Source organism: Acetobacter sicerae (assembly GCF_011516765.1).
Classification (GTDB): Bacteria; Pseudomonadota; Alphaproteobacteria; order Acetobacterales; family Acetobacteraceae; genus Acetobacter; species Acetobacter sicerae.
In genome coordinates this window covers 394,349-418,596 of record NZ_JAAABN010000001.1, presented here as the reverse complement: position 1 = coordinate 418,596, position 24,248 = coordinate 394,349, and the positions used below count along the sequence as shown (strand labels likewise).

General features: G+C 59.5%; 23 protein-coding genes and 1 pseudogene. 10 read left to right on the top strand and 14 right to left on the bottom strand.

Going from position 1 to position 24,248, the window contains the following annotated elements:
* The first annotated feature begins 29 nt into the window (after nucleotides 1-29).
* The gene (locus GVI59_RS01885) at nucleotides 30-419 is read left to right on the top strand and encodes a hypothetical protein (RefSeq protein WP_173572587.1); all 390 of its coding nucleotides are present in this window, start codon (nucleotides 30-32) and stop codon (nucleotides 417-419) included.
* Nucleotides 420-462: 43 nt separating this feature from the next.
* Here the strand turns inward: GVI59_RS01885 and GVI59_RS01880 are convergent, their stop codons facing one another.
* Nucleotides 463-1,536 (bottom strand): lysine-2,3-aminomutase-like protein, encoded by a 1,074-nt coding sequence (locus GVI59_RS01880; protein WP_173572586.1) that lies wholly within the window; start codon nucleotides 1,534-1,536, stop codon nucleotides 463-465.
* Nucleotides 1,537-1,659: 123 nt separating this feature from the next.
* Between GVI59_RS01880 and epmA the strand changes: the two genes are divergently transcribed.
* The 3 genes from epmA (at nucleotide 1,660) to GVI59_RS01865 (ending at nucleotide 4,099) form a co-directional block, all read left to right on the top strand.
* A complete protein-coding gene (gene epmA / locus GVI59_RS01875) occupies nucleotides 1,660-2,664 on the top strand; it encodes an EF-P lysine aminoacylase EpmA (protein WP_173572585.1) in 1,005 nt (334 codons plus the stop codon).
* Between the two features lie 83 nt (nucleotides 2,665-2,747).
* Nucleotides 2,748-3,185 (top strand): hypothetical protein, encoded by a 438-nt coding sequence (locus GVI59_RS01870; RefSeq protein WP_173572584.1) that lies wholly within the window; start codon nucleotides 2,748-2,750, stop codon nucleotides 3,183-3,185.
* Between the two features lie 182 nt (nucleotides 3,186-3,367).
* On the top strand, nucleotides 3,368-4,099 hold the full coding sequence (locus GVI59_RS01865) for a fasciclin domain-containing protein (RefSeq protein ID WP_338422048.1): 732 nt from the start codon (nucleotides 3,368-3,370) through the stop codon (nucleotides 4,097-4,099).
* Between the two features lie 408 nt (nucleotides 4,100-4,507).
* On the opposite strand, the gene alaS is transcribed toward GVI59_RS01865, so the two are convergent.
* From alaS to aroB, 4 genes are all read right to left on the bottom strand, one after another.
* Nucleotides 4,508-7,165, bottom strand: coding sequence for an alanine--tRNA ligase (alaS, locus tag GVI59_RS01860; protein ID WP_173572583.1), 2,658 nt, complete (start codon nucleotides 7,163-7,165; stop codon nucleotides 4,508-4,510).
* Nucleotides 7,166-7,275: 110 nt separating this feature from the next.
* Nucleotides 7,276-7,785: a GtrA family protein gene (locus GVI59_RS01855; protein ID WP_173572582.1), complete on the bottom strand. Its 510-nt coding sequence runs from the start codon at nucleotides 7,783-7,785 to the stop codon at nucleotides 7,276-7,278.
* 91 nt (nucleotides 7,786-7,876) lie between these two features.
* A complete protein-coding gene (locus GVI59_RS01850; RefSeq protein ID WP_173572581.1) occupies nucleotides 7,877-9,004 on the bottom strand; it encodes an OmpA family protein in 1,128 nt (375 codons plus the stop codon).
* Nucleotides 9,005-9,288: 284 nt separating this feature from the next.
* On the bottom strand, nucleotides 9,289-11,115 hold the full coding sequence (gene aroB, locus GVI59_RS01845) for a 3-dehydroquinate synthase (RefSeq protein ID WP_242012867.1): 1,827 nt from the start codon (nucleotides 11,113-11,115) through the stop codon (nucleotides 9,289-9,291).
* A 93-nt stretch (nucleotides 11,116-11,208) separates the two neighbouring features.
* On the opposite strand from aroB, the gene GVI59_RS01840 reads away from it, so the two are divergent.
* The 3 genes from GVI59_RS01840 to GVI59_RS01830 all read left to right on the top strand — a co-directional run bounded on the left by GVI59_RS01840 (nucleotide 11,209) and on the right by GVI59_RS01830 (nucleotide 13,593).
* On the top strand, nucleotides 11,209-11,478 hold the full coding sequence (locus GVI59_RS01840; protein ID WP_173572580.1) for a hypothetical protein: 270 nt from the start codon (nucleotides 11,209-11,211) through the stop codon (nucleotides 11,476-11,478).
* A gap of 106 nt (nucleotides 11,479-11,584) precedes the next feature.
* A complete protein-coding gene (locus GVI59_RS01835; protein WP_173572579.1) occupies nucleotides 11,585-12,556 on the top strand; it encodes a tyrosine recombinase in 972 nt (323 codons plus the stop codon).
* A gap of 65 nt (nucleotides 12,557-12,621) precedes the next feature.
* Complete coding sequence (locus GVI59_RS01830; RefSeq protein ID WP_173572741.1) at nucleotides 12,622-13,593, top strand: acetyl-CoA carboxylase carboxyltransferase subunit alpha; 972 nt, start codon at nucleotides 12,622-12,624, stop codon at nucleotides 13,591-13,593.
* An 85-nt stretch (nucleotides 13,594-13,678) separates the two neighbouring features.
* Here the strand turns inward: GVI59_RS01830 and GVI59_RS01825 are convergent, their stop codons facing one another.
* From GVI59_RS01825 to GVI59_RS01810, 4 genes and pseudogenes are all read right to left on the bottom strand, one after another.
* The gene (locus tag GVI59_RS01825; RefSeq protein WP_173572578.1) at nucleotides 13,679-14,434 is read right to left on the bottom strand and encodes a competence/damage-inducible protein A; all 756 of its coding nucleotides are present in this window, start codon (nucleotides 14,432-14,434) and stop codon (nucleotides 13,679-13,681) included.
* Nucleotides 14,435-14,489: 55 nt separating this feature from the next.
* Nucleotides 14,490-15,473, bottom strand: a complete 984-nt coding sequence (gene mutT / locus GVI59_RS01820; protein WP_173572577.1) for an 8-oxo-dGTP diphosphatase MutT — start codon at nucleotides 15,471-15,473, stop codon at nucleotides 14,490-14,492.
* Nucleotides 15,474-15,786: 313 nt separating this feature from the next.
* Nucleotides 15,787-16,920 (bottom strand): annotated as a pseudogene (locus GVI59_RS01815) (Rieske 2Fe-2S domain-containing protein); the annotation flags it as partial.
* 135 nt (nucleotides 16,921-17,055) lie between these two features.
* Nucleotides 17,056-17,916, bottom strand: coding sequence for an ATP-binding protein (locus GVI59_RS01810; RefSeq protein WP_173572575.1), 861 nt, complete (start codon nucleotides 17,914-17,916; stop codon nucleotides 17,056-17,058).
* 137 nt (nucleotides 17,917-18,053) lie between these two features.
* On the opposite strand from GVI59_RS01810, the gene yajC reads away from it, so the two are divergent.
* Nucleotides 18,054-18,425 (top strand): preprotein translocase subunit YajC, encoded by a 372-nt coding sequence (gene yajC / locus GVI59_RS01805; protein WP_173572574.1) that lies wholly within the window; start codon nucleotides 18,054-18,056, stop codon nucleotides 18,423-18,425.
* A 69-nt stretch (nucleotides 18,426-18,494) separates the two neighbouring features.
* Here yajC and GVI59_RS01800 read toward each other — a convergent pair whose 3' ends face one another.
* The 3 genes from GVI59_RS01800 to GVI59_RS01790 are packed head-to-tail and all read right to left on the bottom strand — an operon-like array spanning nucleotide 18,495 to nucleotide 20,630.
* Entirely contained in the window at nucleotides 18,495-18,821 is a 327-nt protein-coding gene (locus GVI59_RS01800) for a hypothetical protein (RefSeq protein ID WP_173572573.1), read from the bottom strand.
* The gene (locus tag GVI59_RS01795; protein WP_242012866.1) at nucleotides 18,818-20,347 is read right to left on the bottom strand and encodes a PepSY-associated TM helix domain-containing protein; all 1,530 of its coding nucleotides are present in this window, start codon (nucleotides 20,345-20,347) and stop codon (nucleotides 18,818-18,820) included. The genes GVI59_RS01800 and GVI59_RS01795 overlap by 4 nt, the downstream gene beginning before the upstream one ends.
* Before the next feature lie 4 nt (nucleotides 20,348-20,351).
* The gene (locus GVI59_RS01790; protein ID WP_173572572.1) at nucleotides 20,352-20,630 is read right to left on the bottom strand and encodes a hypothetical protein; all 279 of its coding nucleotides are present in this window, start codon (nucleotides 20,628-20,630) and stop codon (nucleotides 20,352-20,354) included.
* Between the two features lie 206 nt (nucleotides 20,631-20,836).
* Between GVI59_RS01790 and GVI59_RS01785 the strand changes: the two genes are divergently transcribed.
* Nucleotides 20,837-21,535, top strand: a complete 699-nt coding sequence (locus tag GVI59_RS01785) for a YfdX family protein (RefSeq protein WP_173572571.1) — start codon at nucleotides 20,837-20,839, stop codon at nucleotides 21,533-21,535.
* Between the two features lie 112 nt (nucleotides 21,536-21,647).
* Here GVI59_RS01785 and murJ read toward each other — a convergent pair whose 3' ends face one another.
* A complete protein-coding gene (murJ, locus tag GVI59_RS01780; protein ID WP_173572570.1) occupies nucleotides 21,648-23,210 on the bottom strand; it encodes a murein biosynthesis integral membrane protein MurJ in 1,563 nt (520 codons plus the stop codon).
* Nucleotides 23,211-23,430: 220 nt separating this feature from the next.
* On the opposite strand from murJ, the gene GVI59_RS01775 reads away from it, so the two are divergent.
* Nucleotides 23,431-23,634: a hypothetical protein gene (locus GVI59_RS01775; RefSeq protein WP_173572569.1), complete on the top strand. Its 204-nt coding sequence runs from the start codon at nucleotides 23,431-23,433 to the stop codon at nucleotides 23,632-23,634.
* 54 nt (nucleotides 23,635-23,688) lie between these two features.
* On the opposite strand, the gene GVI59_RS01770 is transcribed toward GVI59_RS01775, so the two are convergent.
* Nucleotides 23,689-24,204, bottom strand: coding sequence for a hypothetical protein (locus GVI59_RS01770; protein WP_173572568.1), 516 nt, complete (start codon nucleotides 24,202-24,204; stop codon nucleotides 23,689-23,691).
* Nucleotides 24,205-24,248: the final 44 nt, after the last annotated feature.

Here is a 24,248-nt window from a genome sequence, read left to right as displayed (position 1 = left end):
CAGAACCTGATTTTTGAAATGGCGCTGTAATGAAAAAACTTCTCACTCTCTCCCTCGCGGCTGTGATGGCTGTCGGTGCGGTTCCGGCGGCGCATGCCGAACCCGGCGGTTGCATCAAGTATGGCGCCGCTGGCGCCGTGGGTGGCCATGTAGCCAATCACCACGGAGTTCTGGGCGCTATGGGTGGCTGTGTGACCGGCATGTATGTCCGCCACCGCTACCGCAAGGAATCCCGTGCCAAGGCAGCTCTGTATGACAAGGAGCATCCCGGCGCGAAAGGAACCTATGCAGAGAAAGCTACGGCCTATGACGTCGAGCATTCCACCCAGCCGGGAACAATGACGCCCGGCAGCAATGCTCCTCAGACCAATGGTCCGGCTCCGCAGGGGCAGCCAGCACCAGACGCGACTCACATGTGATTTCGGCCTGTGTGGCGGCTTCGGCTGCCACACAGATCCACTTTTACAGAGTGTCCGGCGTGCGGATGGTGTGTTTCTGTCCGTTCGGATCGCTCACCGCGCTCAGGGATGGCTCAAGATAGTCCGGTCCCAGCGGAACCTTCCCATATCCCCCCGGAATATCGAGCACGTATGTCGGCCAGGCCAGGCCGGTCACGCGTCCCCGCAATCCCGCGAGAAGTCGGCGGCCTTCCTCAATGGGAACATGGAAGCGGGCTGTGCCGGGAGCTGGGTCAAGCTGATGCAGGTAATAGGGCTTCATCCTGCTTTCGACCATGGCACGAAACAGTCCTTCCAGAGCCTCTTCGCTGTCATTGACGCCGCGCAGAAGAACCGACTGGCCCAGCACGGGAATCCCGCGACGCTGAATCTTTTTTAACGCCTCACGACCGGCAGGGCTGAATTCCCGTGCGTGATTGGCATGAACGACCAGCCACACCGCCTTGTCCGCGTCCATGGCGTCCAGAAGCGCGTCTGTGATTTTCTCGGGGGCGGCCAGAGGAACACGACTGTGAATCCGCAAGGTCGTGACATGCGGGATGGAAGCCAGTTCCCGCATGATATGCTCAAGCCGTCTTGGCGAAAGCATCAGTGGATCGCCGCCCGTCAGAATCACCTCACGGATGGCGGCGTTGTCACGCAGCCAGTTGAACGCGACAGCCAAAGCCTCTTCGTCGAGAAGGCCGCCATCAGGGCCTACATGCTCACGCCGGAAGCAGAAACGGCAGTAGAGCGGGCAGATCAGCAGCGGTTTCAGCAAAGCGCGGTCGGCATAGCGATGAACGATACCCGGCACCGGCGACAGGGCGTCGTCACCGATCGGGTCGGCGAGTTCATGGGGGGCCGCGACCAGTTCTTCCGGCGAGGGGATGACCTGCACACCAATCGGGTCATCCGGTGTTTCGATCAGATCCCGAAATGCAGGCGGAATGGCGGTGGCATACTGCTCCGCGACATCCGCAATGGCTGGCAACGTGTCCCGCGTCACAAAACCTGCCTCCACAAGTTCCTCCGGTGTCCGGAGTGTTCTTGCGTGGATCGGGCTGGGGCTGGCGGTGGCAGTGCGGGAGGACGACATGAGGCGTTTCTAATGGTTTCGCAGGCTTTCCCGCAATATTCAGGAAACGAAACTGTGGTTGGCTTGCTGCAGTCCGACATGCGCGGCATCAGTCGCTGCATGAAGAGGCAAGGGAGAACGGGCATGATCGAGAGCAGGGCAGGAGAGGACACCGCACGCATAGCGGAACGTCTGCCGCTGCTACGTCGCCGCGCCCTGATGATGCAGGCGGTAAGAGCGTTCTTTGACGGTCGGGATTATCTGGAAGTCGAGACGCCTTACGCGGTACCCACTCCCGGCGAGGAGGTGCATCTCCACGTGTTCGGCACGGAACGGGAAGCGCCGACAGGTGAGCGGGAGCCGCTTTTTCTGCACACAAGTCCAGAATTTGCGATGAAGCGGATTGTCGCCGCGACGGGACAGAAAATTTTCCAGATGGCCCGTGTCTGGCGCAATGGCGAGGGAAGCGCCCTGCATGCGCCGGAATTCACCATGCTGGAATGGTATCGACCGGGCGCTACCCTCGACGATCTGATGGATGAAACGGAAGCGCTTGTCCGCACGACGCTGCCTCCGGTCGTCCAGCGCGACGGATACGAGATCCCGATGACGGAGCCGTTTGAGCGGCTGACCGTCGCGGACGCCTTTCAGCGTTATGTCGGAGCGGATGTTCTGGCGACTGCGGACGATGCTTCAGCTCTGGCGGCACAGGCTGGCGTGGCCCTGAGAGCCGGAGAAGAGTGGGAAGATCTTTTCTTTCGGCTGCTGCTGGAGCGTGTGGAGCCTGTCATCGGGCGGGACAGACCGACCTTTCTCACGCACTGGCCTGCCAGTCAGGCGGCATTGGCGCGTCGCTGTCTGAAGGACCCACGCGTGGCGCTACGATTCGAGTTGTATATCGGAGGCGTTGAGCTGGCCAACGCCTTTGAGGAACTCTCGGACGCCACCGAGCAGAGAGAGCGCTTCGAGAACGATCGGCAACGGCGCGCAACGCTTTACCCTGAGCGACCGAACTGGAAAATGGACGAAAATCTGCTGGCGGCCTTGCCTCATCTGCCGCAGACATCCGGTATCGCACTTGGGTTTGACCGGCTGGTGATGCTGGCCACCGGTGCGCCACGTCTGTCAGATATCTTGTGGATGGGATGATTTCGCGCAAGCATCCTGTCCAGTCACTGTTAAGTCACCTTCTCCAGCCTGAGTGTGCGGGAGAACTGATCGGGGAATTTGTTATGATCATCCGGCGTATCGGACCGTCTCTGGCGCTCGCCTCTCTGATGCTGGTCTCCCTGACGGCATGTTCCGGTCCTACAAAGGAGCAGCGTCGTCAGCTTGATGCGCTTGTGGGCAAGACGGAGGTGGATGTCGTGCGTGCCTATGGTGTGCCGACACGGACATTCCTTGCCAATAATCACCTGTTCCTCGCCTACATAGACAACGAAACGCAGTACTATCCCGGCAGCATGGGCTGGGGCTGGGGCTGGGGCGGCCCCGGCTGGGGCGGCATGGGCGGCTGGGGCATGGGCGGCGGCTGGGGCGGAATGGGTGGCTGGGGCTGGGGCATGGATGGCGGCTTCCCCCCCAGTTATTACAACTCCGTCTGCCAGACCACGTTCGAACTGTCTGACGGACTGGTGCGCGGATGGACCATGCGGGGAGATGGTTGCTGATTGTCCCCACTTTCCAGAGGCTTGAAAAAAGGAGTAATCCTCCTTTGCGGTCTGGCGAGGGATTTACAGATACGAAACCCGGACCCCATAGAAGTAACAGCACAGCTACCCGTCGTGGGCGGGGGCATGAGATTTGTAATAGGGGTATCAGGATGCGGCCAGAGCGGGCAGTGCAGTGGAGCGTGGCAGGCGCTGCTATGGTGATGGCGCTGTCCGTTGGGGGATGCCAGAGCAATGCACGGCAGGATTCCTACAAGCAGGTAGGAAGCGTCTGTTCCTTCATGGCTCCCACCGTGTCCGGCACCAGAAACTACACGCCGGCCAGCGAGAAAGAGGCGCCTGACAGCCGGATCGCCTATGCTGATCCGGAGACGCCGATTTATTGTGACCGTCCCATTTCGGAAGGAGTGTCGGCGGCGATCGAACTGGCGAATTACGCTCAGGCGCTGCACATTTCGGGCTACTTCGCCATTCTGCAGCAGAAAGGCCCCTACACGGTCTTTGCCATCCCCAATGAGCCACTGGCGCACTACTCGGCGCAGTTCCAGAACGGATTGCTTGACCCGGCCAACCGGGCGGCCCTGAAAGCGCTGATCTCCTATACGATCGTTCCGGGAAAGTGGCCTGTGAATCGGGTCAAGGCGCTTCTCGCCAAGTCGCCTACCCATGCTTTCAGCCTGAAGACACTTGCCGGAATTCCGCTGACCTTTTCGCTTGATCCGGCATCCGGCCAGCCGGTGGTCAGCAACGCTGCGGGCGCGAGCAATCATCTGTGGGTGACAGGCGTGCCTCAGTCCAACGGCGTCCTGTATTTTACACAGTCAGTGCTTGAGCCAGTCTTTCCGCCCCAGCCTGTTGTGAACCCTGCTTCTCCCAAGGGTATCGTGGCGGCGCCGTTATCGGCGACACACTGAGTTCCGTCAGACTGATTGGGCGTGGAAAACAACACGTCCAATCAGTTTGAAGTGCCGAGGAAAAACCGCCTCTTTCCAGTCTGTTCTGAATTGTCTGTCCGACTGGCGCACAGGCTTTGCTGCCCCATGTCTGCCAGTGACGAAGAGGTTGTCCGGTGAAGTGTTTTTCACGCACTTCATGACGCCCGCCTTCGCAAAAAACAGACTGAAAAGTATTTTTGTTTTTTATTATCAGATAATTGCTTGGGAATCTTAACTGTATTTCCCAAGGAATATTGGGCAGTTTCCAGACGATTCATCTCTCTGATGAAATCGCTGGAGGCAAGAAAAACTGTTTCTTGCAGCAAACGGCTTACCACCCGGACAACGCGATAAACGCCATCCAGGTGGTGTTCTGTTTTCTGCTGATCAGGCGTTCATTGCGGCTGTAATCCCGGCACGCACGGCGTTGAGCGCCGCATCGGCTGCGCCGACATCCGGCCCACCTGCCTGAGCCATGTCACGGCGACCACCGCCACCTTTGCCGCCAAGGGCTGCACTCGCAGCCTTGACGAGGGAGACGGCGTCAATTCCTTCCGGGAGTGCGGAATTGACGGACACCACAACACTGGCTTTGCCGTCCGCTGTCGACACAAGAGCGACGACACCTTCGCCGATCTGTTTGCCGATCGTGTCAGCCAGTCCCTTGAGCTCCTTGGCCGGGGTTTCCCCGACATTGCGACCGGCAAAGGCAATGCCTGCAATGGTCTCAACCTTGGTCGCATCACTTCCGCCTGCCGCCAGCTTGCGCTGAAGATCGGAGATTTTCCGCTCCATGATCTTGCGTTCATCCAGAAGCGTGGCAAGGCGCTCTGGGGCTTCCGCCACGGTCACTTTCAGCATGGCGGCGATCTGGGTAAGGCGCTCCTCGTTGGCGACTGCAACGGCCTCGGCAGCGGAGCCAGCCACGGCCTCGATCCGTCGAACGCCAGCCGAAACACCGGATTCCGAAGAAATCCGGAACAGGCCGATGTCACCGGTGCGGCTGACATGCGTGCCGCCGCACAGTTCCACTGACCACGCAGGCTTGCTGCCGTCAGCATCCTTACCGCCCATGGAGACGACACGGACTTCATCGCCGTATTTCTCACCGAACAGAGCCATCGCCCCTTCGGCCGAGGCCTCATCCGGCGTCATGATGCGGGTTGTGACTGCCGTGTTTTCCCGAATACGGGCGTTCACTTCAGCCTCGATCTCGTTCAGCTCTTCACGGGTGATCGGGCGGGGCTGGCTGACATCGAAACGCAGTCGGTCCGGCGTATTGAGGCTGCCTTTCTGCATGACGTGGTCGCCCAGACGACGACGCAGCGCTTCATGCAGGAGATGGGTCGCGGAATGATGTGCACGGATGGCGGAACGACGGGCGTGCTCCACCTTCGCCGTAACGGCCATTCCCGCTTTCAGCGTGCCTTCCGTAACAGTTCCATAATGCACCAGAAGATCACCGAGCTTTTTCTGGGTGTCCGAAATGGCCACTTTTACACCCGGTGCTTCGATCTCGCCGGTGTCGCCAACCTGTCCGCCACTTTCACCATAGAAAGGCGTCTGGTTGAGAAGGATGGCGACTTCGGTGCCCGGTCCGGCGGTTTCAACGCTGACGCCATTCGAGGCAATAAGCTGAACTTCCGCCTGAGTTGTTTCCGTGCTGTAGCCAAGGAACTCCGTCGCGCCGAACCTGTCACGCGCCTCGAACCAGACAGTCTCGACGGCTGTATCTCCGGAGCCGGACCACGCTGCGCGGGCACGATCTCTCTGCACCTTCATGGCGGCTTCAAAGCCCGGAACGTCCACAAGATGACCGCTTGAGCGCAGGGCGTCCTGCGTCAGATCAAGCGGGAAACCGAACGTATCGTAGAGCTTGAAGGCGACGTCGCCCGGCAGGGCGCCACCGGCTGGCAGCTTGTCGGTCTCTTCCGTCAGAAGTGAAAGTCCGCGTCCGAGCATGGCCTTGAAGCGCTCTTCTTCACCGCGCATCGTTTCCCGGATCAACGCTTCCGCCTGACCGAGTTCCGGATAGGCCGCACCCATCTGCTGGATGAGGGCGGGAAGCAGCTTGTAGAAGACCGGCTCGGACGTGCCCATCATGTGCAGATGACGCATGGCGCGCCGCATGATCCGACGCAGCACATAACCGCGGCCATCCTTGGAGGGAAGGATGCCGTCCGCGATCAGAAACGCTGTGGAACGCAGATGGTCTGCGACGATACGGTGGCTCGCCTTGAACTGACCGTCCGGATCCTGCGATGTCACTTCAGCCGATGCGAGGATCAGGGAGCGGAACGTATCGGTGTCGTAGTTATCGCGCTTGCCCTGCATGATGGCGGCAAAGCGCTCAAGCCCCATGCCGGTATCAATCGAGGGACGGGGAAGCGGCGTGCGCGTGCCCGGTGGGTCCTCGAAGAACTGCATGAACACGAGGTTCCAGATTTCTACGAAGCGATCTCCGTCCTCGTCAGGAGAACCCGGAGGGCCACCGAATACGTCGGGGCCGTGGTCAAAGAAGATTTCCGAGCAGGGGCCGCACGGTCCGATATCGCCCATACGCCAGAAATTGTCCGAGGTCGGGATGCGGATGATGCGGTCATCGCTCAGACCGGCAATCTTGCGCCATAGCCCGGCTGCTTCCTCGTCTTCGGAGTAGACTGTGACGAGGAGTTTTTCTTTCGGGAGACCGAAGTCCTTCGTGATGAGATTCCAGGCCAGTTCAATCGCACCCGGCTTGAAGTAATCTCCGAAGGAGAAGTTCCCCATCATCTCGAAGAAGGTGTGATGCCGGGCTGTGTAGCCGACATTATCTAGGTCGTTATGCTTGCCACCGGCCCGCACCACCTTCTGCGCGGTTGTGGCGCGTGAGTAGGGGCGTGTTTCCTGACCGGTAAAGACGTTCTTGAACTGCACCATCCCAGCGTTGGTGAACAGCAGCGTCGGGTCATTACTGGGAACCAGTGATGACGAGGGGACGATCTGATGGTCGTTGGACGCAAAATAATCCAGAAAAGCGGAGCGGATTTCATTTGTTGTTGGCATGGTGCGGAAAAGCGTCCTGTGGCGGCCGCCGTCTGTCAGGGACAGCCGGTGAGCAAGAGAAATATCTGAAGCGAAACATTAGCGCAGTCAGGGTGGGCAGGGAAAGGTGGCTAGGGATGACGAGCGGATGATGACGACTCATCATCCAGACATTGTGGGAGTTCTGCATCAGCCACGCCGGCTGAAATTTCCGCAAGATCCATGACCGATTTTGGAGGCCTCTCCCGGAAGACAAGTCTTTCACTCAGCTTGAAATTGGCTGTCATGCCAGCGAGTGCGCCTGCTGCGAGTGCAATTACGGGATGATGCATGCAGAAGGGCGAGATAAAGAAAAGCGCATATACCGTGCCACGATTAAGCAGAAATCCAAAACTGTTGGCGGAGAGAAAGCGAAGCCACTGAAGAACCGGATGGTCGTGACGCCCGACATCACCGAACGTCCAGAATCGATTGATGGCCCAGTTGAGACTGGCGGCCACAAAATAGGCTGCGAAAGTAGCAGCATTCAGTCCAATGACGCTCCGCAGTCCGTACACGGTGCCTGCATCCCAGAGAAATCCCAGACTGCCGACCACTGCGAATCTGAAGAGACGCAGGCATGTAGACTTCCGGTCAGCCATGAAGGGTTCCTGATCACGTAAAGACATAAAAAAAGGGTGCCTCGAAAGGCACCCTTCTTCGTAGCGTTTCCTGAAAGATCCGGAAAGCGGATCAGTGCAGGATGATTTCCACGCGACGGTTCTGAGGCTCGCGAGTGTTCGGGCCTGTCGGAACCAGCGGGTGTGCTTCGCCGTAACCATGGATATCGATGGCCGAAGCCGGCACGCCGTCACGGATCAGCTCAGCTTTGACGCTGTCTGCACGACGGATCGAGAGACCCATGTTGTACTTCGCACCAGCAGCGCCACCACGAGCCGACGAGTTGTCGGTGTAGCCGTTGACTTCGATGCGTGTCGTCTGAACGTGCGTGGAAGCCTGAGCTGCCTCTGCAACGATCTGGCGGGCGCGAGCCGTCAGGTTAGCCTTATCCCAGTCAAAGAAGACGAGGTAGGTACGGGCTGCCTGCGGAGCAGGAGGAGCAACGTAAGGCTGAGCCGGCGGCGGCGGGGGAGCCGTGTCGAACGCATAGCGCAGACCGACGATGAACTGGTGGTTGAAGCGATGATCGAAGCCAGTGTTGCCACTGCCGATCTTCGCGCCGCCAGGAGCATACGCTGTGGTCTTGAATGCGCCGTCAGAGAACGTCTGACCGATCATGCGGTATTCGGTTGTGACCTGCAGACCCGGAACGCCCGTGTCGTAAGCCGCACCGACGATGCCCTGATACGCGAAGCTGCCGTTCGTGCCGCCCAGACGTGAACGTGAGCCGTTGGCGAAGTTCGAGTCAGTCGGGTTGTAATGCTGCCACAGGTAACCGGCACCAACACCGACGAACGGTGTGACAGGCGCATCGATACCGAACTGCTTCAGGTCGATGTCATACAGGACGTTGACAAGGCCACCATAGGACTGGTCGCTGCCACGCGTCTTGTTGTTGGCGACACCGGCACCGTTGCGGTGGTTGATTTCGGAGTAGTTGTAAACACCCTCGACCTCAACGCGCAGACCGTTGCCGAAGCCCCAGCCGAATGCACCAAAACCGGTGAAACCGTTCTGGTGACGGTACTTGGAGCTGACCGTGCTCTGTGAACCCGGATCCCATGTGCTGGCATGCTGGGTCTGTGTCAGATCATAACCACCACCGACATTGACGTACGGCCCGGTGATTGTTGTTGCGGAAGCAGCGACCGGCGCTGCTGCCATCAGTGTTGTTGCGAGTAACGCACTGCGGAGACGCATTTTTTCGTCCTCATTTATCAACTGTTTGGGCTGGATCGATGAAGTGCGATCCCTTGCCCCTACAGGCTGTCTAAAAGCCCTATAAAACGATGGGTTCCGTGAATGGAACCCATCTGATGAGGCTTTCGCCTATTACACGCCATAAGCGTGATTTATATGCAACAGTTCATGTTTGGGTCATGAACTTTGTGGTGTTGCAAATAATGTATGCCTCACCGTTTTTCTCCAGCCCGAACGCCTGTACAGGGCCGGTTGGTGGGGTTTTGTAACGACCTATGTGGCTTTCAGATGTCAGTTCCACGACCAGCGTGTGTCTGCATCGCATCTGCTGCACACCCATCTTCCACAAGAACATCATGAACCGCCTGCGCCGGAACATCCCGGCAGGTAAACGCCTGACCGATTCCCCGGACCAGAACGAATGTGAGTTTGCCGTCATGCATCTTCTTGTCCCTTGTCATGTGGTCAAGAAGTGTCCGGGCGTCAAAGGAGCGATCCAGTTGGGAAATCCGGGCAGGCATGCCTGTCGCATCCAGATGGGCGGTCACCCGGTCCAGATCGGTCTGAGGGCAGTAGCCCAGACGCACGGAGAGCATGAAAGCCAGACGGAGACCGATCGAGACGGCCTCCCCATGCAGAAGGCTGCCATTGTAGCCCATTTCCGCCTCAAGGGCATGACCGAACGTGTGGCCGAGATTGAGAAGGGCGCGACCCCCCTGGGATTTCCGCTCGAACTCATCCTCGGTCACGATGGCGGCCTTGAAAGCGCAGGCTCTTTCGACGGCTTCGGCCAGCATGTCGGGGTCCTGGGCAATGACAGCCGCGCCATGCCGTTCACACCAGGTGAAAAGGTCAGCGTCTCCGATAAGCCCCGCCTTCACAATTTCGGCATAACCCGCACGGATCTCCCGCACGGGTAATGTTGCAAGGCTGGAAACATCGGCCAGAACCATTGCGGGCTGATGAAACGCGCCGAGCAGATTCTTGCCCCAGGACGTGTTGATGCCAGTTTTGCCGCCGACAGAAGAATCGACCTGCGACAGCAGGGTTGTCGGCATCTGGACAAAAGGCAGGCCGCGGAGAGTCGCAGACGCGACAAAGCCTGCCAGATCACCGACCACACCGCCGCCAAGAGCGATGACGGTCGTTCGGCGCTCGACCTTCTGCTCCAGAATGGCGTCCGTGACGCGCCTGAATTCATCCAGTGACTTTGACTGTTCGCCGGGTGGCACCACGATGGACTGAACGGCAAAGCCGGAGTCTGTGAGAGATTCAATGAGAGGGTGGAGATAAAGCTCGGCCACCGTCGTGTCGGAGATCACAACGACACGCTTCTGTGGCAACACCGTCGCCAGCAGGGCGCCAGCGCGTTCTATCAGGCCGGTGCCAATGATGACTTCGTAAGGATTGCGCTCAAGCCGCACAGGGAGGCGACGTGGGCGGTGATTGAGAGCCAGCGCCTCGATGACGCGGGTTGTGGCGTTGTCCACGTTGTCTTCTCCACATTGCACGATGATATCAGCTTCCGCGTAAACCGGATGACGGATGAGCATCAGACGTTCGAGCACGTCGCGAGGCTTGGCGCCGTTCAGCAGGGGCCGGTGCGTGCGTCCGCTTACCCGCTTCAGCAGGACAGGCAGCGGGCAGCGCAGCCAGACCGAGATGGCGCGTTCCCGGATGAGCGCACGGGTCTGCTCGTTCATGAAAGCGCCACCGCCTGTCGCAATCACGCGGGAAGGCCCGTCAATCAGCCGTTTCAGGACGCGCCGTTCGCCATCCCTGAAGGCTTCTTCGCCGTAAAGGCGGAAGACGTCGTTGATCGAACAGCCTGCGGCACGTTCAATTTCGGCATCGGCGTCGACAAACCCGAGTCCGAGGCGCTGGGCGAGGCGACGGCCTATGGTTGATTTTCCGGCTCCCATCAGGCCGATCAGCAGAATGCTTCGACCGCAGAGAGGACCGAAGCCGGTGCTGCTGCGAACCGCGTCGAGATTGAGCGGCAGGGCAGGCGCGGGCTCGGAAACCGTGTCCGGAGGCGGGGAGGGAGGCAATGCAGGCGTCTGCTCAGGCAGGACAGCATTCCCCCGTTCAGGTAAGAATGGGCGTGACATGGCTGCCATCGTAACATAGAGCGGGCAAACACACGTCATCATGGGAACGCGGCGGATATTACCGGCTGCGGGACTGAAAGAATCGAGGCTGAAATGCGCCGAATCGTCCTTATCGCAGCCGGTGCCGCTGCTGTCGTCATCTGTGGTGGAATCCTTTCTCTTGGACTGTCATCGGGTCCGCCTGCGTCCCAGCAGATGGTCCACAAGGAACTCTCTGTGGCCAGCCTGACGGCCGTCCCACAGTCTCCGCCGATTTCCGTGGTTCCACCGCAGACTGTGGTCCCGACTGCTGCTCCGGCTCCCGCTCCAGCAGCAACACCGTCCGTTGCGCCGCCAGCGGCGCCCGCTGCACCAGCGCCCTGAGTAAGTCTACCAAGGGTACAGATGAGGTGCTCCGGCAGGCACGGATTTCCCTGTTTTCGCAAAAGCTGAGTTCAGGGAAACTGCTTCAGCCTTCAGGAGAAACAGAGTGACTGAGGATTCAGTCGATTCGTTTCTGGAAATGCTGGCGGCTGAACGAGCGGCGGCTCCGGCGACTCTCGCGGCCTATACGAGGGATCTGGAGCATTGCAGCGAGGCGCTTGGCGCTGAGGGAGAGACCCTCGCCACGGCTTCCGTTGACGCTCTGCGCCGGTGGGTCGCCGAAATGGCGTCAGACAAACTGGCCCGCCGCACGATCGCACGCCGGATTTCATGCATCCGCCAGTTCTATCTCTTCCTGCTGCGGGAAGGACGGCGGCAGGATAATCCTGCCAGTCAGCTTGATGCGCCTTCGCCCCAGCAGACGCTCCCCAAATTTCTCACCGAAACCGAAGTCTCGGCGCTTATCGATGCGTCCACCTGCTCGCCTGACAGCAGTCCCGCGCAGCGTCGCCGTCTGCTGCTGGGCCGTGCCGCACTGGAGTTGCTCTACTCCACGGGATTGCGAATCTCGGAGCTGCTGACCCTGAGGCGGGACATGTTCCGGGAGGATGTCCGGATGCTGATGATTCGCGGTAAGGGCGGTCGGGAGCGTCTGGTGCCGCTGTCCGACCCGGCTCGCGACGCTGTCATGAGTCTGCTGCTGGAAGACGAGGCGAAGAAAAGTCTCTGGCTTTTCCCCGGTCGCACTGCCTTGCGTCCGATCACACGGCAGGGGTTCGACAAGATCCTCGCGGATCTCGGTTCACGCGCCGGAATCGATCCGGCGCAATTGTCGCCGCATGTGCTGCGTCATTCGTTTGCGACCCACATGCTGGCGCATGGAGCGGATCTCCGGGTGCTTCAGATGCTGCTGGGACATGCAGATATCGCGACCACCCAGATCTACACCCATGTGCAGGCAGACCGGTTGCGGGCAGTCGTCGAATCGCATCATCCGCTGGGAAAAGCGGCTGCCGAGGCGGAGACCGCAGAGGGGCAGGGTCTCATGCAAAAAGACGCTGGCGAGAAAAAACCGTAAGAAAGAGCAGGTGTGGAAAATCTGCACGCTTGGAATTGTCTGTGAGTGTGCTATCGGCGTCGACCATGCGTCAGTTTCTGGATTTCGAAAAACCGGTCGCCGAGCTTGAGACCAAGATCGATGGCCTTCGCAACACCGCCGCCGCAGCCGATGGCGGTAGTGATGGCGTCAGCATCTCCGACGAGATCGGAAAGCTTTCCGACAAGGTCGAGAAGCAGCTGCGCTCGCTTTATGCCAAGCTCACCCCGTCGCAGAAGGTGCAGGTCGCGCGCCATGCGCAGCGGCCGCATACCCTCGATTATATCAGGGGGCTGATTACCGATTTCACGCCGCTTGCGGGCGATCGTCAGTTTGCCGATGACAAGGCCATCATTGGTGGCCTCGGTCGTTTCAACGGGCAGTCGGTGGTCGTCATCGGGACCGAGCGAGGCTCCGATCTGGAAACCCGCCTGCAGCATAATTTCGGCATGGCGCGGCCGGAAGGCTACCGTAAAGCCATCCGTCTCATGGAAATGGCCGGACGTTTCCGTCTGCCGATTCTCACTTTCGTGGATACTTCCGGAGCATGGCCCGGCATTGACGCGGAAGCCCGTGGTCAGGCGGAAGCCATCGCCCGTTCCATCGAGACCTGCCTGACAGTGCCGGTGCCGTTGATCGCGACCGTGATTGGTGAGGGTGGTTCCGGTGGCGCGGTTGCTCTGGCGACGGCTGACCGGGTGCTGATGCTTGAGAACGCCATCTATTCGGTGATTTCACCGGAAGCCTGTGCATCGATTCTCTGGCGTGACCCGAAGCAGGCGGCAACAGCAGCCGAAGCACTGCGTCTGACAGCTCAGGATCTGCGGAAACTGGGTCTGATCGACCGGATTATCGAAGAGCCGGTCGGAGGCGCACAGCGTGATCCTCAGTCGATGATCGAGAAGCTCGGCCAGTCAATTGCGGAAGAACTGATGCCGCTTCTGAGCGAGGGCGCAGCGGCGCTTATTGCCCAGAGACGCGAAAAGTTCCTTGCCATGGGGCGCAGCGCGCTAAGCTGAACTTTCCGCCTGTCAGCCATATAAAAAAAGGCCCGGAACGTTGCGTCCGGGCCTTTCTGCGTTGTGCAGGCTTGAGAAGTGTGGATCAGGCTTTTGGTTCGCCCTCTATCGGTGTCTCTCCAGTCGCCGCGATGAGATCGTGGATCGCCTGTGAAGCGGCTGCGAGATTGGCCGGGTCAGAGCCTTTCGCCACAAGGGCGACACCGCCGCGTCCGTCAGCTCTTTTGAACGGATAGGAGCCGAGGTCCAGATCAGGATAGCGATTCTGGACGGCTTCCAGAGCGGCGGCGATGACGCTCTCATAGATGCCGAGCGCGTACCATGTTTTCGACTGGATGGGCTGACCCCGCCTGAGCGTCGGGCTGACGGCATGGAACATGGCCTGCATGATGGACGGCACACCGGCCATGACATGCACGTTGCCGATGGAAAAACCCGGCGCGATGGAGGCGGCGTTCTTGATTGGCGTTGCTCCGCGCGGCAGCATCGCCATGCGCTGACGGGCCGTCGTGAACTGATCCCGGCCATAATGCTCTTCCAGCAGCGCGGCGCTTTCCGCATGCAGTTCGAGCGGCACACCAAACGCTTCAGCCACACAGACTGCGGTGATGTCGTCATGGGTCGGCCCGATTCCGCCCGTCGTGAAGACCTGATCGTAACGCGCCTTCATCTCATTGACGGTGGCGACGATCGTTTCCCGTACATCGGGGATGATACGGACTTCCTTGAGCGGGGCGCCGATATCGCCGAGATGCGTCGCCAGAAAACGGATATTGGCGTCCTGCGTGCGCCCGGAAAGAATTTCGTTACCGATAACGATAAGAGCGGAAGTGGGATTCATGACCGGATATCTCGTTTTCTCATGCACAGTGAAGACAATCGTGCGTGTCAGACAGTCAAAGAAGGTCACGCAGAAAGGGAATGACAGGAATATCGGCGGGCGGCATCGGATACTGATCCAGATCACAGGCCTCAACCCAGGCGAGCTTCTGCCCTTCTCGCCCTTCCGGATGGCCCTGCCACTGTCGACACAGATAGATCGGCATAAGCAGATCGAATTTTTCGTAACTGTGGGACACGAAGGTGAAGGGCGCAAGGCAGGCGCGACTGGCGTCAATGCCGAGTTCCTCTCGTAATTCCCGGATCAGCGAGGTTTCAGGTGCTTCGCCCGGCTCCATCTTGCCGCCGGGAAACTCCCATAATCCTGCGAGCGTCTTGCCTTCCGGGCGTCGGGCCAGAAGGATACGGTTGTTCGCGTCAATCAGAACGGCGGCTACCACCAGCACAAGGCGGCGGGGTTCTTCTGTCTGTTCAGCGGAGGCGTCGGCGTCTGCGGGAGGCTTGCTCTCATGAGCGGCATCGAAGCTTTCTCGTGAGGCGCTGAACAGCAGGACGCTCACATTTCCGCCTCTGGCTGTGAAGACCTGAGTGGCGGCGCCTGTCTGGCGGAAGCCGAGCTTGTTCAGCACGGCAACCGATGCGACATTATCCTGCGCGACAGAGGCTTCGATCGTGTCGACAGGCAGGTTCGCGAAGGCCCAGCTGCACAGCCGGTCTGACGCAAGGGTAGCAATACCCTGTCGCCAGTATTCACGCCCGATCCAGTAGCCCAGTGAGCCGCGATACTGGCCATCAGTCTGGCTCAGCGTCAGACCGATACACCCGATAACAGCGCCAGCCTGATTTTCGATCGCAAAGTGGTAGGCCGTTCTGGCTTCGGCCTGCTGGACGGTGCTGGCGATCCAGCGCTCGGCGAGATCACGGGGGTAGGGGAACGGTAGCCGGCTGAGCATCCGGATGACGTTCCAGTCGTTGACCTGCGCATGAATGGCCCCCGCATCGTCAGGGCGGAGGCCTCGCAGGCAGAATGTTCCAGCCATCAGCCTTGGCGGTTCGACCGGAAAAGTCACTGTTGCCTCGATATTGTCAGGAAACGGAAGGAGTCACGGAGTTTTCTTTCTGGGGTTTCCTGCTCCGATGACGTTTCCGCTTTGGCGGTGCTGCTGCTGCCTTCGGGGCGGATGTCGCCGTTTTTTCGCCAGTACCCGCGGCTCTCTGACGTGCCGGCGTACTTCCGGCTGCCGTAGAGGGAGCAGGTTTGCCAGCAGGCGCGGACGCATCGGCCGCTTCTGCCGGACGGGAGGCGGTGGCTACGGGCTGCTCTGCGGTCCTGCAGGACGTGCTGCCCGCACAGGCTGTGGGCGTATCTGTTTTGCTGGTGTCTGCAGGAACGCCGCACTCGGCCAGAAGCGCGCGCAGATTGTTGATGACCGGGAAGACCTCAAGATTGTGGTCGCCGCCCAGATCCTTCCATGCCTGCTGCTCAAGCTCGACGATTTCACGGTCTTCCGCAAAGATCCGCTCGGTGAACGCAATCAGGAAAGGCCAGGCGAGATCGAGCAGGCCCGGAATACCTGGACGTTTGACCGACAGAAGACCGAACGTGCGGTTCGTCAGCTGGTCCTTGTCCTGCGGCGTGTAGGCGATCCACAGATCCATCACCGGCGCTTCGTCGCCCGTCTGGATATGCAGGGTCTGATACGGATAGGTCGTGCGGATCGTCATGACGTCACGATCCTGATGCTTCGCTGACGCATCCCGACGCTCGCCAAAGATCAGGGCTTCACCCAGCGGCTGTTTTCCGCCTGTACGGGCGAAGGAGTAGCGCGCCTCGACAAGGCCCGGTTCACGCTTCTGACCGAGGAAACGGGGGCGCATCTGGCCCATCTGTTTCATGTGCATGAACTGATGGTTCATATCCATCAGGTTCTCATGCATGAAGCTGTAGTGGCAGCCGACTTCCTGACCAAACCGGCGGGTCTTGTAAGCCGGATCATCCACGCGGGCGAGTGTGGCGGGCAGTTGCACTGTCCTGGCTTTTTCCGGATCGCCGGGGAACACGAAGATCAGCCCGTCCTGCTCGATCACGGGGAAGGTGCGCACGCCGTTCGGCAGTTTGCCCTTGCCGAGATAGGGAACGTCGATACAGCGACCTGAACGTCCGTAAGCCCAGCCATGGTAGCAGCACTGAACCGACTGCCCCTGCACGCGCCCTTTGCTCAGGGGAACCTGCCTGTGCGCACAACGGTCTTCGAGGGCGAAGACATTCCCTTCTTCAGGGCGGATCAGCGCGATGGGCTGTCCGGCGTAACGCACGCCGATCGTCTTGCCGCGCTTCAGTTCACGCGACCACGCGACGGGATACCAGAAGTCGGGATCACAATGGACACGCCGCAGATCGACCGTCTGGTTACGCTTTGCTCCAGACACTGTTTCGCAGGAGGTTTCGAAGTCGTCTGACAGTTCGGTCGCGGTTGGCTGATCCATCGTTTGTCTGCTCACATCTCATAAAGCACAGCATGCACTGTTTTTCGTAACGGTATAAAAAATAAAGTCATTTTCCTATAGCACTTCCATCCTCGCGGTGAAGTGAGGCAGATCAACAGGAAAGATTTTGTAAAGTTATTGACTGCCGCTTTTCAGCGACGCCGTCAGGTCATCCATGAACTGTGCTGCGACACGGCCGGACCGGTTGCCTCGCGTGACTGCCCATTCGTTGGCGCGTGCACAGAGATCCTCGTCCGAAATCTCCAGCTTGCGTTCTTTCGCGTAGGCTCTGACCATATCGAAATAAACGTCCTGCGCACAGACATGAAAGCCCAGCCAGAGACCAAAACGGTCCGACAGCGAGACTTTTTCTTCTGTCGCCTCGGACGGATTGATGGCTGTTGCCCGCTCGTTCTCGATCATGTCGCGAGGCATCAGATGACGACGGTTGGAGGTGGCGTAGAACAGCACATTTTCCGGCCGTCCGGCGATGCCGCCGTCGAGGACCGATTTGAGCGCCTTGTAATCCGCATCCTCGCGCTCGAAGGACAGATCGTCACAGAAAACGATGAAGCGGCGGCTGGATGTGCGGAGAAGATCCATCAGGTCGGGGAGGGTGCCAAGATCCTCACGTTCGATCTCGATAAGGATCAGGTGCTGGTCCTGGGGAAGCGTCGCATTGATCTCGGCGTGACAGGCTTTCACGAGGGAGGATTTCCCCGTGCCGCGGGAGCCCCACAGCATCGCGTTGTTGGCCGGAAGCCCCGCTGCGAAATGCGCCGTGTTGTTCAGAAGAAGCTGTTTCTGGGAATCGACTCCCTGAAGCAGCTTCAGGGCGACATGCGAGACGGTGCGCACAGGGGAAAGCCGGCCGCGCTGTGGCTGCCAGATGAAGGCGTCAGCAGCGTCGAGACCATCCAGCGAGGCCGTTGCCGGTGCAAGACGTTCCAGTGCGGAGGCGATACGTTCCAGAACGGGCATGATATCTGTTGTCATCTCGATTTCCGAAAAACAGTCCTGTTGCGGAAGATGGCGGCATAAAGCACAGTTGACGCATCGTCCCCAAAATCTATGGTCCCGGCCTATCAGTCAGCTATGGCTGACCGCAACCCGTCGGACGAAAAGTTACCATAATGAGTGATTTCCTTATTTCCCCTGCTTACGCTCAGGCTGCCGGCGGTGCCGGAGGCGGCATGAGTGGCTTGTATCAGTTGCTTCCTTATGCGCTGGTTTTTGTAATCTTCTATTTCATGATGATCCGCCCGCAGCAGCTGAAACAGAAGAAGCTGAAAGAGAGTCTGAAGAACATGCGCCGTGGCGACCGGATCGTCACAGCGGGAGGGATCATCGGTGTGGTGCGCAAGGCTACGCCGGAAATGGATGAAATCGACGTGGAAATTGCACCGAATGTTTCTGTGAAGGTTCTCCGTTCTACGATTTCAACCGTGCTGTCGAGCGTTGAGAAGCCCGCCAACGATACTGGCGCAAACGCCGGAAAAGCCTGATCTGACAAGGGGGAGAAGGTAAAACTGCTCCCCTCTCGGCCTGTCGGGGGCAATGAAAACCTGGAGCGCTCATCCCTGACCTGAAAGACGGCGTGAAGGGTGTCTGGTTTCTGCTCGCGGTGGCGCGCGCCATGCGTCCGTCACGGCAACCAGAACGCCGCCAAGCGAGGCGGACGCCACCCATCCGACAACGCCTTCTGATCCAGCCAGCAGAATGGACAGAATGAGGCCGGTCGCGGGCAGTAGCGCGCGGCCCGCCTGCATGCTCTGCTGCGCGGAGCGGGAAGGGAACCAGCTCCGACGCCTCTGCCAGCCGCTCTGCAGGCGGGCATGACAGGCGAGCGCAATGCTCCACAGAACAAGATTGAACAGCAGCGTCGCTGTCAGCATGGTCATGACACGATTTCTTTTGAGAAGGACGCTTCAGGCAGACTGGTGGTTGCATTGGTCCTGCGTCGCAGAACGACTGACAGTCGCAGCGCAATGAGACCCAGAACGACCGATGTCAGATCGACGGCGGCATAGACGGTCTGATCCTGTCCCGCGATCCATTTCCAGCGCGTGGCCAGATCAAGAACGGGAAGCAGGCAGAGGAGCAGGGACAGCAGACTGCTCTGCTCGATCCATCCCTTCATTACCCTGCGACCGAACGCCCGGCCAAGCGCATGGACAGTCAGCGCGCCCCACAGGACGAACAGTGTGGAACCCTCAACCGTGACGCGGGAGGGGAGATCAGCCGGAAGCAGCCGGTTCATCCAGAGAACGCCGGTGCAGGCCAGAGGCATGCCCAGCACGGTTCCAAGCGCAAGACCTTCCGCAATCTCCATAGGCAGGGAGTTCTTCTGTGTTGCCGTGCGACGACGCTTGATGAGGAACATCACCAGCCCTGTCGCGAACATCACGTAACCGGCGCAGCCCGAAATGAAATAGAACCAGCGGACCGGAACAGGAGCCCAGCGCGCCATATGCAGGCCGCCGAGAAACTGGGAGGTGCGGGCCGCCGGACTGTTCTTGCTGACCAGCCCGATGCGTTCGCCTGTCGTGCGATCATAATCAATATGATCCCGGCTGATGCCGATCCTGGAGTTGTCAGCCCGCACCACGGTCACTGTTTTCGGGGAAAACTGGATGAAGCCCAGCCTGTCCGCACCGAATGTTTCAGCCGCATCGGCCAGCAGAGGCGCCAGCGGCGGCAGGGGGGACGCGTGGTGATGACCATTCCGTCCCGGTCCGTCCCGGTTCGGACGCTCTATGGCGGTATTGGGGAAGAAGCGATTCGCATGGATCAGGACGCCTGTGTAGGCGATCATGAACATGAAGGGCAGGAACAGCACGGCGGCGATTACATGCGCATCAATCCAGGGGCGGGGGCTACTGGATTGCGGGCGGAAGGCCACGAGATTGGGCAGCAGGGCTTTCAGATGGATGATGACGCCAGAGCCGAGCGTAACCAGCATCCCGACGGCGAGCACCTGCACCAGAATCACGCCGAACATGCGGCCCATATAAAGAGTGTAATGGAAGGAGAAGAAAAACAGTCCGCCTGCCGTCTCTCTCAGGGGAACAGTCTGGCCGGTCTGCGGGTGAAAGTTCTCACTCCTGAAGACGTCATGATCCATATAGGTCACATGAAGCAGTGGATCGCGGTCTGAAGGCAGGCTGAGAAAGATGCGGTTTTTCTTGCCTTCCTGCTCAGTCACTGCGGCAGCGGCCCGATCAAGCGCTTCGGCGGAGGGAATGCCGGGCTGCGCGGACGGCGTCTCCGGCTGCATCCAGTGCGTGATCTCCGTGTCGAAGACCGACATGGTTCCGGTCACGAAAATACAGACCAGAAGCAGGCCTGCAATAAATCCAACCCATGCGTGAAGCCATCCCATGCGCATACGCAGGGAGGGCACGCTCTGCTTGTGCGTGGCTGTCATTGCGTCACTGAGGTCCGAAGGCAGCGAGCGGAAGCGCGATAAGCATGGTGGCGGCAATGACCGCGACGGCTGCCAGCAATCCTCCCAGGAGAGAGCGTGTCCCGAAGATGGTCAGAACCGTGGCGGGCACCACGATGACCGCTCCCACCTGAGCCACGAAAAAGGAATCCGGCCGGGGCATATGCAGCAGGTGAGGCAGGAACGTTGCGACGACCAGCCCTGCCGGATAGGCCAGAAGGGATGCAATCAGCAGGCGGGGCAGGTAGTAGGATGAGAAAGCCATGGTGGAGCCGGTTTCTGTAAATGATATTTATTCGCAATTGATAGGGGGTGTCTTCATGTCCTGTAAAGCGGATAATCTCGGGAAGCATCCCACGAAATTGTTGAAAATTGTTCCATGCCAAAATCTGTAGGCGGCATTGCATCTCTCCGCCTTTTATCTGAAGCCAGATGAGTCAATGTGTGGTGATCGTTTTCCTGGAGAAATTTATGACTATTCGCGCCTTTCTGACTTCAGCCCTCATGACTGCCGCAGTCTGTGCCCAGCCCGCTTTTGCGGCTCCTGTGACAGCCGGACAGGTTGATCAGGATTTCGGGCGTCTTTCGCAGGAGGGTCTGAGAGCTTTTGCCGATGTGGATGTGGCGCGGCGGGCGATTATCGGGAAAGATCAAAAGATCGCCACTGACGCGCTGGCTGACGCCAACCAGACACTGGCGCGGGCGTCGAAGGATAACCGCCAGTTTCTGAAGGCCGAGAACGAACTGCATCCGGCGCCTGCGGTTCCCGCCGGGCATCCGGGCAAGCTTCCTTCCTCAACGGCGGTTGCTGACCCTGTCCTGTGGCTGCCGGTCCTTGGGCAGTATGTCATTTCGTCTCAGGCGAAACAGTCTCCCGGACAGCAGCAGGCCATCGCTGAAGCCAATGACCTGATGAAGAAGGGGAACTCCGGGGCTGCGGCCGAAGGGCTTGAAAAGGCCGGTGTGGATGTTCAGTTCGTCCTCGCCATCGCGCCGCAGCAGGTTTTCACAGCAGACGTTTATCGCGCCTCTGTTCTTTTTGAGGGTGGAAAAACAGACGAAGCTGTCGCCGCGCTGACTGAGGCGCAGGAGTCGCTCCGTTTTGTCAGTGAAGACAATGTTCTGGGAACAGCGGCAAAGAAGCCGGCTTCCACTCAGCCGGCCCAGTAAAACGGGGCCTTTGTTTCCGTCCGGGAGCCAGACTTAAAGGCTCCCGGTCCGGGTAAATGCCATTGTCAGTCGGGATAGGCAGGCCATCTCGAAAGCTTGCCTTATGACGTTATCAGGCTTTCCCTCTTTTCCGATTCAGACGGCGTTTCAGGCCATCAAGGGCGCTGGCCAGATCCAGCACACCGAACAGGTGCAGGGACAGCAGATAAAGCAATCCCCCTATCGGCACTTCACAGGACAGCAGGATGGCCAGCCAGAATGTCACGTGTGACGCTGGCATTGTGAGCAGGCTGTTCAGCCCAAGCAAAGCCAGCGCCATGACGATGGACGCAAGGCTCATCAGCATAATCCGCCGAAGCATGGAAGCGTCAGGGCGAAGGGCATCCCGGCGAATGAGCAGAGCAGCAAGGACGCTGACATTCACGATCGCCGCGAGACTGCTGGCGAGGGGAGGCCCGATATGCGCGAGAGGTTTCATCAGCAGCAGGTTGAGGATCAGATTGATCGTCAGGGTAAAGAAACCGATTTTGACGGGTGTGGACGTATCGCCGCGCGCGAAGAACGCCGGAGCCAGCACTTTCGCCAGCACAAAGGCGGGCAGGCCAAGCGCATAGGCCCGGAGTGACTGGGCTGAAAGCGCTGCGTCCAGCAGGCTGAAAGAGCCGTGAGCAAACAGAACCTGCATGATGGGCGTGCCGAGAACGAGCAGTCCGGCCATGGCGGGCAGGGTGAGCATCAGCACGTAATCCATGGCCCGGTTCTGCGCCGCATGGGCGGCGTCGATGTCGTCTGAGGCCAGATGTCGGGTCAGGACCGGTAGAAGCGTCGTTCCGGCCGCGGCTCCAAGGACGCCAAGCGGCAACTGGTTCAGGCGATCGGCAAAATACATCAGCGAGACACTGCCTGCAGGAAGCAGGGTGGCGATGATCGTGTCGATGGTCAGATTGATCTGCGTGACGCCGCTGCCGATCAGGCCCGGCAGCATGCGACGCCCAAGCTGACGGATCTTGGGTGTGATGTGCGGCGGCAGTGGCGTGAGGTCAAAGCCTGCCTTGCGCGCCGCATACATCAGCAGCCCAAGCTGAACGAAGCCGGACGCCGTCACACCCCAGGCAGCCGCGTGAGCGACATCAGGAAAGAACGGCGTTGCAAAAAGAACGGCGGCGATGCCCACAACATTGAACGAGAGATAGGCCGCCGCGGCCATGCTGAAACGATGCAGCCCGTTCAGCACGCCGGACACGAGCGCCGCCGCGCAGATCAGCACCAGATAGGGGAACGTGATGCGGCTGAGGGAAACGGCCAGTTCATACTGTGAGCCGTTTTCGGCGAAACCCGGAGCGATCACCCGCAGAACGGCGGGCATGAAGATCTCTCCCAGCACACACAGGATCACCAGCCACGTCAGAAGAACGCCGAACACCCGTCGCGCCATGTTTCGGGCCGTGTCTTCTCCTTCCGTCGCCAGCTCTGCCGAAAAGAGCGGCACGAAGGCGGCGTTGAACGCGCCCTCGCCGAACAGACGCCGGAACATGTTGGGGAGGCGGAACGCCACCTGATAGGCGTCCTGCATCGGCCCGGCCCCCATGAAGGCGGCGAGAAGCTGATCGCGGACAAGGCCGAGGATGCGGCTGAGCATGGTCCAGCCGCCAACAGTGAGGAACCCTTTGAGCATGAACGCTTATAGGAGCGTCCAGCGGTTATCGGGAAGACGGCTTGTGGAGTGACGCGCAGAAAAATATGTACCGGGCGTGCGTAAAACCTACATCAGGCCGGTCTGCCCTTTTCTGCATGAGAGAGGACGTGAAGTCATGGGTTGTCCTGCCTCTGAGAGATGCTAGAGCTTGAGGCTGCTTCCTCACCAGTTGCCGGACAGGAGCGCACCCGGAGTCATCATGCGGCCGATCAGACGTTTTCCCATCAGTTCCACATCAATCGTAAGGATCGTGGCTTTTGTCGCTGGCGTATTGATGCTGGTGGCCGCGACACGGTTTGTGGCCGAACTGCCTTCCGTCATGCCCGGCAATGCTGCCGGAACGCTGGTCCTTGTCGCGCTGGGAACCATTTTCGTGCTGGCGGCCATCTGGCTCGGCGTCTGACTGCCTAGGCGTCTGCTTTTGGTGGGAAGCCGCGAGCAGACGATCGACGGGTTCTTAATGCCGGGCCTTGCGCCCGCTTTTTTCCGATGTGCCGAAATTATGTGTTTTCATGCAGGAAACAAATGAGTCGAGTGTCTGCGTGCTGCCTTCCAGAGGGATCGGGTCGCCATCGGCAGAGCCAATCCGGATCGTCAGGCTCGGCGCTTTTTTGAAAGCCTCCAGTGTGTTGCGCAGGACGTCAGCCTGAACATGTGCTGAGAGAACACCCGTTTCCGTTGAGGTCATGGGGAATGTTCTGGCGAAGGTTCCAGCGGTCAGCGTCACGGGCAGCGACTGTCCGGAAGAGGCGCTTTCGTCCGCCACCTGAATGGAAATCTCTTTTCCTGCCGCCCGAAACTGAAGCGTCGGTCCGCTGGCCTTGAGGATGCAGGCGTCCACATGCTCACCACCGTCGGAAGAGTGGTGCAGGGCTACCCACGGGCCATCCATTCTTTCCGGTGTGGTGATGGCTTCCTGTGCCTGGGCTGAAAAGCAGAACAGTAGTCCCGCAGCAATACTTGCTCGCCGCATTTCATTCTCCGCAAGAGTATTGGCTGGCTCTATCACCTGACTGC